Annotated in this window: 9 protein-coding genes; all 9 read right to left on the bottom strand. The window is 65.7% G+C overall.

The genetic code is table 11. From position 1 onward, the window contains the following. Positions 1 to 145 precede the first annotated feature (145 nt). Positions 146 to 2,131, bottom strand: coding sequence for a relaxase/mobilization nuclease RlxS (gene rlxS / locus VMR03_RS16410; protein ID WP_325407133.1), 1,986 nt, complete (start codon positions 2,129 to 2,131; stop codon positions 146 to 148). Positions 2,132 to 2,387: 256 nt separating this feature from the next. Further along, positions 2,388 to 3,143, bottom strand: coding sequence for a lytic transglycosylase domain-containing protein (locus tag VMR03_RS16415; RefSeq protein ID WP_325407121.1), 756 nt, complete (start codon positions 3,141 to 3,143; stop codon positions 2,388 to 2,390). Next, the gene (locus VMR03_RS16420; RefSeq protein ID WP_325407123.1) at positions 3,131 to 3,661 is read right to left on the bottom strand and encodes a S26 family signal peptidase; all 531 of its coding nucleotides are present in this window, start codon (positions 3,659 to 3,661) and stop codon (positions 3,131 to 3,133) included. The genes VMR03_RS16415 and VMR03_RS16420 overlap by 13 nt, the downstream gene beginning before the upstream one ends. A gap of 40 nt (positions 3,662 to 3,701) precedes the next feature. Beyond that, positions 3,702 to 3,929 carry a helix-turn-helix transcriptional regulator gene (locus VMR03_RS16425; RefSeq protein ID WP_041535925.1) on the bottom strand — a complete coding sequence of 76 codons (228 nt, stop codon included), beginning with the start codon at positions 3,927 to 3,929 and terminating at the stop codon, positions 3,702 to 3,704. Positions 3,930 to 4,111: 182 nt separating this feature from the next. Next, complete coding sequence (locus VMR03_RS16430; protein ID WP_293323652.1) at positions 4,112 to 4,435, bottom strand: DUF736 domain-containing protein; 324 nt, start codon at positions 4,433 to 4,435, stop codon at positions 4,112 to 4,114. Between the two features lie 635 nt (positions 4,436 to 5,070). After that, positions 5,071 to 6,801 (bottom strand): ParB/RepB/Spo0J family partition protein, encoded by a 1,731-nt coding sequence (locus VMR03_RS16435; protein WP_325407125.1) that lies wholly within the window; start codon positions 6,799 to 6,801, stop codon positions 5,071 to 5,073. Beyond that, the gene (locus tag VMR03_RS16440; protein ID WP_325407127.1) at positions 6,773 to 7,291 is read right to left on the bottom strand and encodes a hypothetical protein; all 519 of its coding nucleotides are present in this window, start codon (positions 7,289 to 7,291) and stop codon (positions 6,773 to 6,775) included. Before VMR03_RS16440 ends, VMR03_RS16435 begins: the two co-directional genes overlap by 29 nt. A gap of 12 nt (positions 7,292 to 7,303) precedes the next feature. Further along, the gene (locus tag VMR03_RS16445; protein ID WP_325407129.1) at positions 7,304 to 7,501 is read right to left on the bottom strand and encodes a hypothetical protein; all 198 of its coding nucleotides are present in this window, start codon (positions 7,499 to 7,501) and stop codon (positions 7,304 to 7,306) included. Then, positions 7,498 to 8,114: ArdC family protein (locus VMR03_RS16450; protein ID WP_325407131.1), on the bottom strand; the 617-nt coding region annotated here is incomplete at its 5' end. The genes VMR03_RS16445 and VMR03_RS16450, both read right to left, overlap by 4 nt.

Genomic DNA, 8,114 nt, shown 5'->3' on the forward strand with positions numbered 1-8,114 from the left:
GAGACAGAAGTCATAAAACAGCTGCGCCGGCGCCACCTGTGTTCCCATCATCGCTCTGTCCTCCGATAAGCACAAAACGATGGAATCACGCACCGGAAGCCCGATCAACTGCCGACTTAATCAACACAATCGGCGCTAAGCGGACCTATGAAACCCCCGGCCCTCTCTGTCTCCCGATCGCCCATGAGACCCTCCCTTCCCGGACGATCCCCGAGACCTGCTTGCCGAGATGCCGCGCCAGCACCTGCTGCCAGGGCACGAGCGTGAACTCGCGCGATTTCTCGATCACCGCGAAGCGGCCGCTGGCGAGATCGACATGGCGGCGATAGGTGCCTGTCACCTTTTGCCCAGATTCGGTTTCGGCGTAGGGCAGACCGAGTTCGCCCGAGAGCTGCCCCGCCACACGCAGCAACTCCCGGCGGCGCAGGATGCCGAGCATGTTGGCGCGATAGACGATACGGTCCTGCTCTTCCCGCGCCAGTTCCTGCCCGACCAGCCATTGCCGGCGCAGCGCAAGCGCGCCGCGGACATCTCCGCCGAAGCCTGCCTCGCGCAGGGGCTCCGGCCTCTCCGCCACCAACTCACGGTCTAGCCAGGTCTCACCATTGGTGGTCACCTGCCGCTCAAGCGGCCAGGCGGACAGCGTCTCGACAATGACCGGGCTTGATCTTGCCTGGCTGCGTTCGAAGGAAGCGGCGCGTTCCAGATGATCGGGTGCGATGACCCAGCTTCCGTCAGGCTCACGATCGACCAGTCCGGCGCCCCGCCTCATCGCTTCCAGCCGCCTGACATGGGTTTCGGCAAAGGCGCGGCTCGCCGTCGGATCGTGACGGAGATGCGCTTCGATGTCGTAGCGCCCACCATTCGCGGCTGCGACCTCCGCGACCGTCCGGTCGACCGCCCTCGGTCCCACTGGCTTCGGCGTGATCGCGACGATAGCGCCTTCCGGATGCGTTTCCACAGATTCTGACCGGCCGATATCCACGTAATGCGCGCGGCCGTCGAGCCCATCGACGATCAGATAGTGGCGGTCGTTGAGTTCATCCGACAATCCCCGCGCGACCACACGCCCGACAATGCGCCGTGCCTCTCCGTCCACCGGATCATGGATCGCATAGTCGGACGGGGCCCGCCCGAGTCCTTTCTTGGTCATTCCGCGGTGAAGCGTCTTGATGATGTCGCCGCGCTCGCCCATGCGGCGAAGCGCCGGTTCCAACCCGGAGTTGAGCTTCCACGTTCCGGGCGTAACTTCCTCGGCCAATCCCAACCGCTTCAGTTTCTGCAGCCGGCCCGCCCGCAGGCTCTGCCGGAACGCATCGCCTGCGGTCATACCGGAACGGACGCAACCTTCACTGTCCGCCTCCTTCAGCAGGCTGCGATCGATACTCGTGAACCGCTCTTGCTCGACTTCCCGCGTGAGGTTCGTTTCGATCTCGAGATCGCTCTTGGGGCCGAGATCGAGGGTGGCGATTTCGGCGGCGCGCTCGCGCATGCCCGTCGAGAGATAATCCCGCGCGATGACGAGGTCCTTTCCGCGCTCGTCCTTGCCTCGCAGCATGATGTGAGTGTGGGGATGGCCGGTATTGTAATGATCGACCGCGACCCAATCGAGGCGCGTCCCCAGATCCTCCTCCATGCGGGCCATGAAGCGCCGCGTGAAACCCTTCAGTTCCTCATACTGAGCCGAGTCCTCAGCGGAGACGATGAAGCGGAACTGGTGCCGGTCACCCTCGCACCGTTCCAGAAACTCCTTGCCGCCCGCGCGATCCTGCCCAGCGTCGTAAAGCTCGCCCGGCTGCCCTTCGCGCGTCACGCCGTCGCGCTGGATGTAACGGAGATGCAGACGCGCCGCTTTCAGGCCCTGCCATTTCAGCTTCACGATACGGGATTTGACGACGACACGCCGCGCGCGGAAGGCGGCATGGCTCCCGCGCGACGCGAGCACGCGGCCGATGCCGGTGCCGCGGCCGATGCGATTGCCCTGGAAGCCCGAGCCCGGCGACGCCCCACCGAAACGGCGTCCGCCCGCCAGCGCCGCCGATTTCAGCACGCGCTGCTGATAGCGCCGCGCGGTCTTACCGTCACGCGCTCCGATCCGGCCGAGTCGTGGCTCGAAGCCGTCCTCCTGCATCGTCTCCTCTCCGCGATTGTCGCCCATCTTGAAGATGATCGGCTTTCGTCGGCGAACAAGACGGTGCCACGGAGATCAAGCGACCCCAACGACTTATGGGCGCAATGGCGCCACGCCTTCGGCGTATGGCGCCGTCAAAAGAGATGTGCAGACAGGAACATAAGCCCCTCATGGCGCCGTTCTTTTATCTTGCCCCCCCGCGACCCAGAGCCCGCTCCGCGCTCACCTGCGCCGATGCCCTTTCTCCTGGGGCGGACTAACGGGAGGTGCCGGAGAGCGGCACGAAGAGATCCCCGTCAATGACAGCGGAATCACCGTGCGATTTGCTGTCCGAACGGGCGAACAGATGTCGCTCTGGAGACCGGCTCGCATCGTTTGGCGAACCGATTTCGGGGCGCGTTTCATGCCTGCCGAGCGGAAAGAAGAGCGACTTTCCTGACGCGAATGACGCTCGCGCGCTCATTCTCTGGGCGACTTTTCTGTCGTCTACGACGACCAGATCGATGCGCGGCAGCAATGTGGTGAGATAGGCAAGGGTCTCCTCGGGAAGGCTCTGCTCGCCCTTCAGATAAGCTTCATAGCGTGTCGGCCCGGCATGATAGGCGGCGAAGAGTCCCGGACGGCCGAAGCGCTCGCGCATCTCGCGGAGATAGGCCGTGCCCGCCAGAATATTGTCGCGCGGATCATGCGGATCGGGCCCGAGCCCGTATCGGTCGCGCAGTTCGGCATAGGTCGCGGGCATCAGCTGCATCAGACCCATGGCGCCTGCGGGCGATGTGATCGGTGCGCCGTTCAGCAGGGTCCGACCGCCGCTTTCCGCCTCGATGACGGCTTGGATCCAGTGCGCCGGAATGCCGAAACGCCGCGCGGCTTCATCTATGTAGACACGCCACTTCTCTACCGCTGCCGCCTCTGCTTCGGCGGCGACGCTCATCGCGACGAACGACGAGAATCCGATCTCCGGCTCGGCACTGCGGACCGCATGAGCAAGAACCAGCGTCAGAATATCCATAGCGGCACCAGCCTGCCGATGACGAGCCGCCGCTCGACCGGCCCGAAATACCGCCCGTCGAAAGAGGTGGGTTCGCCTTCGGCGAGAAGCAAAACGTGATAGCCGCCAAGCCTCTCGCAGCCCTGCCAGCGCGGCATCGGACGGCCTTTGCCGTCCTGCTCCAGCCGTCGCGCCGCGTGCCGCCCGTTGATATAGAGATCGTTCCCGGTCATGCAGACCGTCTCGAAACGGGAGGCGGCGACACGCTTGATCAGCAAGGCGTCCGGCGCGAGATAGCCGCGCGCGACGGCAAGCCGCCGGGCTTCTCCCGGCAATCGCGCCAGCCCGAGATCGCCCCGGACAAAATCCCGCGAGAGACGCAGATAGAGCCCGCGCGGGGCACTGGCGCTCGCGTTCCAGACGAGACGAGGCAGTGGGTCGATGAACGTGGTCACGCCGATCAGGCCGATACCGAGTGCCGTCCAGAGAAGAGAACGCCTGCGGCGGTGGGGACGCTTGGGTCCGCGCGGGGACCGCATGGGGATAAGTGCGCCGCTTTCTGCGATGAGGGAGAGCCGCTCATTCATCAGAGGTCGAGCGCTTCGCCCGCTCCCGCGACCAGGCATCGAGATCGTCGATGTGATAGCGCACATAGCGGCCATGCTTGCGGTATTCGGGGCCGCCGCCGACGACGCGCATCTTTTCGAGCGTGCGCTCCGAGAGGCCGACATAGTGGGCGGCCTGCGGCGTGTTGAGGAAGGGACTGCCCTTCTTGGCATTCGCAGCCCGGGTCGCGTCGTCATCCATGGGGGCACCTCGCGTCTTGCCCGCGCGCGAATCGCGCAAGGAAGCCCCACCACGGCAAGGATCGGAAAAAGTGGTCCGGCCATTGAGCGGCGAATATCCGGCTACGTCGTTTCGCCAACGTAACAGATCGCAAAAGGGAAAAGCCTCCGCGCCCGGAGGGGCGCGGAGGCGAGGCGTGACCGTCAGTCGACGGGATTCCAGATCAGCGCGAAGGTCTCGTCGTCATCCTGACCGGCGGCGCGGCCGAGATTGGCGTAGAGACGGCGCGGCCCGAATTCCGGCGCGGCGAGACTGAGGCTCACATAGTCCCGGCCCGAAGTTTCGCCGGTGCGCGTCCAGCCCGCGCCGATCTCGACGCCTTGCGTGAGGACGCGGAAGTCCGGCTGTGCCTCGGCGCTTTTCGCCGCATTGGGCACGATATCGATCTCGGCGCGGATGGTCAGCGTCTTCAACTGGCCCTTGTAGCCGCCGCTCGACTGCTTGGTGACATATCCAATTGCAGGCATGGGTCTCTCCTTCGATGAACGCCGAGGGGTCCATTCCCCTCGCGATGGCGAACCCCGATGGGCGCGGCAGCCGCCCGCCGAACCAGAGGCCGGAGCGCAAGCGCAGGACCCGAGCGGCGGGCTTTTTTGAAGCGAAGCGCCCCGCGAGGAGCGCGCGTCAGCGCGCGGGGAAAAAAGCCCGGCGCGACGGTTTCGGGCGGGCGGCAGCGCCCATAGGTCTCGCCGCTCAAGCGAGGGAATGGCCCCCGGTGACGCCCCAGCCGAAGGAAGAGAGAGCCCACGCAATCCATGCGCGCCAAGCCTCTTGAGGCGGCGGGCCGGATGATGAAAGGCCGGAAGCAAGGGATCGATTCAGCGCCAATAGGGTGGCGCCGACAACGCCGGAGACGGCTCATGCGGAGTGAGGGCGACGCCGCAGATGCGTGGCGAAGAACGGGCAAAATGCGCCTCACCTTGCTGCCGGAATGCGGCCAACGCGCCCGCATCGCGTTCCCGCGTGTCGCATGACGACGGCTTCGCTGCCTCTGGAATCGCTCCCACGATCGCGCCACCTCCGCGATACCGGAGTGTGACAATTGACGCGTCGAGGGTCTGGGGGAAAGAGCGGGCGGCGCTAAACGCCGCCCGCACAAGTCTCAGGCCTTCCCAAAATATCCCGCCACGCGATGCCATGCCTCGGCGGGCGCGAAACCGCCATCCTCGCGATAGGTTCGGGCCGGAACATGCATCCAGCGGGGCAGCCATGTGCCGACCTTCGCGCGGCCATTCGTGCCCGCGAGACAGTCGCGGATGATCTGCTTCTGGACGGAGGCCTTTTCGGCGACATTCTGGTCGGCGACGCTTTTTCCGGCCACTTCCGCCAGCATCTCATTGATCGTGCTGCGGTCGCGCAGCAGTTCGAAGAAGGTCTCGTCCGGCTCCCACACCGGGCCCATATCGCGCTTCAGCACCACCGCCAGCGCCTCGACCGCCGCGCTCCCGACCTGCAGTGTCTCGCCCATCACGGTGACGAGCACGTTCATGACTTCCTCGTCGTTGAGCATCAGAAGCTTGGCGAAGAGGGCGACGGTTGCTGTGTCGTCGCCATGCGGCGCGGTGAGGCTTTCGCGCTCTTCCGGAAGACCGAGCAGGGCCCGGATATTGGCCTGCCAGCCCCGGAAGGCACATTCGGCGATATTCGCCGCGAGGCTTTTCGCGATGGTCTCCGACGCCGCTTTCTGCGGCTCCGGCGTCACCTGCCAGAGCGCCGATCCGGCGATGACATGGGCGAGCATCAGCCGCAGCGCGACACCCGGATGGTCCAGCAATTCGGCGCGCACGGCGGCATGACGATGCAGTTCGATATAGTTGCGCATCGCTTTGGTGACCTCGGGCCGAGCGGCGCGGACCTCCGCCGCATCATCGCTCGCGCCCTCCTTTTTCGCCCTGCGGCGCGCCTCCACGCGAGAGAGATAGCCCTCGTGGAAACTCACCTCGCCGCGGCCTGAGACCTCGATATAGACCTTGCCGCCCTTCTTCTTCGGGACCTTCTCGTAGTCCCATGCGGGGAAATGCTCGCCGGGCTCCATGACGATGACCTCCGTCCAGCCCGCCTCGCGCAGCGCATCTGCGCGGCCTGCGATGGCCTCGCCCTGCTTGCGCCAGAAGAGGTCGGGATCGGCGAAATACCCTTCCTCGCCGAAAAGATCGGCAACGATCTCGCCCTCATATGTGTCGAGCGGGAAGAGCGCCGCGCCGGTCGCAATCGACTGGCCGCCGAAGAGCCATTGTTTCAGCCGGTGGCCGGTCGGACAGGCGCTCCGGTCGGTCTTCCAGAGTTTCCACCATTCCTTCTGCTTCGCTTGCGAGGCGAGCGTCAGATGGCGGATCGATGCGGCATCGATCTTCTCCGCCCGATAGGCCTCGCGGATCGGCGCGATCAGCGTGCCGAGCGCGAGGCGGCGCTTCACCATCAATTCGGTGAGACCGAAGGTCGCGGCGATGTCGGCGACGGATTTCCCCTCGCGGGTGAGCCGCGCGAAGCACTCATACTGGCTCATCTCGTCGGGATCGAGACGGGCGATGTTCTCGATCAGCGAGGCTTCGAGTGCCGCCGCATCGTCGCCGGGCTCCATCACGGCACAGGGCAAGGGCTCGACCTCGCCCTGCTCCTCCTTCACCGCCTTGGCCGAGAAATAGCGCCGCCGTCCGGCGACGATCTCATAGAGGTTTGCTTCCGCCGCGACGGGGCGCACGAGCAGCGGCTGCAGGATGCCGCGTGCCCGGATCGAAGGCAGGATGTCGTCGATATCGGGCGGACGCTTGCCATGCCGCATGTTGATCGCGGCGGGCCGCAATTCATCGATCGGGATGTGACGCAGTTCCATTGGTCTCTCCTTTCGCGTTTTCGGGGGTGGGGCACGGGCTCTCTGCCGTCTCATCGGGCAGAGAAAAGTTCGACCAGTCGGCGAGCGCGTAGGTGTCGCCGTCCGCATCGATATGAAGGTCGGGGATGCCGGGCGCGGCACCCTCGGTGTCGTAGTCACGGACATGGACGATTGCGCGCCCGCCCTCGATCTCGACCTGCTGCACGGTGCCACCGGAGACCGTGACGGTCACGGCGACCGGCTCGCCGCGCTCGGAAAAGCGCGGCGGCACGGGGAGCGAGGAGGCAAACTCCCGCCACGGATCGGCGTCGTCGCCTTCGGCAACGGCATCGACAAATGTCGGGCCGCAATCGTCGAACGGCTTCCAGCCGTCGCTCTCGTTGGCGGTGACGATGGCCCTCTCCAGCGCCTCCGCGAGCGTGTCGGCCTCGACCGTCACGGTATTGGCGTAATAGGCGGCAAAGCCGCATTGGACGGTCCATTTCTTCATGGGGCGTCTCCTTCAGAACAGGCTCAGCTGGTTGCGCGCATCCTCGTCGAAGAGACCGATATTGAGCGGCTTCTGGGCTTTGCGCGGGCGCAACGGCGCGGCCATGAAGGCCGCCAGCCGGTCGCGGTCGCGGATCGGCGCGACACCCGGAACAAGGCACTGCTCGCCTTCGGGCGTCGTTTCCACATCGAGAGGCGGGTGCCCGCTCATGCCGCCCTCCCCTCGCCCGTCTCTGTGCTGTTCGCGCGGAAGGCCAGCAGGAAATCCGCTGCCTTCGAGGCAAGGCTCGCGGCGCGGAAGATGGCGCGCTCATCGTCACGGAGGAGATCGAGCCATGAGGCGATATAGTCCGCATGACGCACCGTCGGCACGATGCCGAGCGCAGCACAGACAAAGGCGCTTGCCATTTCGGCGACAAGTTCCTCCGCCGCGTAGGCGCGCGAACCGAAGCGCCCGGAGAGATCGCGCGCCAGCCGCGAGGGATGGCCGGTCCAGTGGCCGAGTTCATGGAAACAGGTGCGGTAATAGTTGACCGGCTCGTGAAAGGCCGCTTGCGGCGGCACCTCGATGCGGTCGAGGCTCGGCATATAAAAGGCCATCGCGCCGCCCGCATGGAATGCCGCGCCGGTCGCGGCGATCAGCGCCTCGGCGGCGGGCACGGTCTCGCATTCCGGCAGTATGGCGGGCGGTGCAAGCAGCTCGCCCGGCAGGCCGTCGCATTGCGCGACATTGAAAACGGTGAAGCGCTTGAGAAAGGGAACGCTCCGGGCCTCCTCGCCTTCCGCCGCCGCGCGTTCCCGTTCCGCCTTGGGCGTGAAGCGGT

The organism is Parvibaculum sp. (assembly GCF_035511255.1).
Lineage (GTDB): Bacteria > Pseudomonadota > Alphaproteobacteria > Parvibaculales > Parvibaculaceae > Parvibaculum.

Coding starts and splice junctions, on each gene's coding strand:
- rlxS (WP_325407133.1), bottom strand. CDS start 2,131: ATGCAGGAGGACGGCTTCGAGCCACGACTCGGCCGGATCGGAGCGCGT.
- VMR03_RS16415 (WP_325407121.1), bottom strand. CDS start 3,143: ATGGATATTCTGACGCTGGTTCTTGCTCATGCGGTCCGCAGTGCCGAG.
- VMR03_RS16420 (WP_325407123.1), bottom strand. CDS start 3,661: ATGCGGTCCCCGCGCGGACCCAAGCGTCCCCACCGCCGCAGGCGTTCT.
- VMR03_RS16425 (WP_041535925.1), bottom strand. CDS start 3,929: ATGGATGACGACGCGACCCGGGCTGCGAATGCCAAGAAGGGCAGTCCC.
- VMR03_RS16430 (WP_293323652.1), bottom strand. CDS start 4,435: ATGCCTGCAATTGGATATGTCACCAAGCAGTCGAGCGGCGGCTACAAG.
- VMR03_RS16435 (WP_325407125.1), bottom strand. CDS start 6,801: ATGGAACTGCGTCACATCCCGATCGATGAATTGCGGCCCGCCGCGATC.
- VMR03_RS16440 (WP_325407127.1), bottom strand. CDS start 7,291: ATGAAGAAATGGACCGTCCAATGCGGCTTTGCCGCCTATTACGCCAAT.
- VMR03_RS16445 (WP_325407129.1), bottom strand. CDS start 7,501: ATGAGCGGGCACCCGCCTCTCGATGTGGAAACGACGCCCGAAGGCGAG.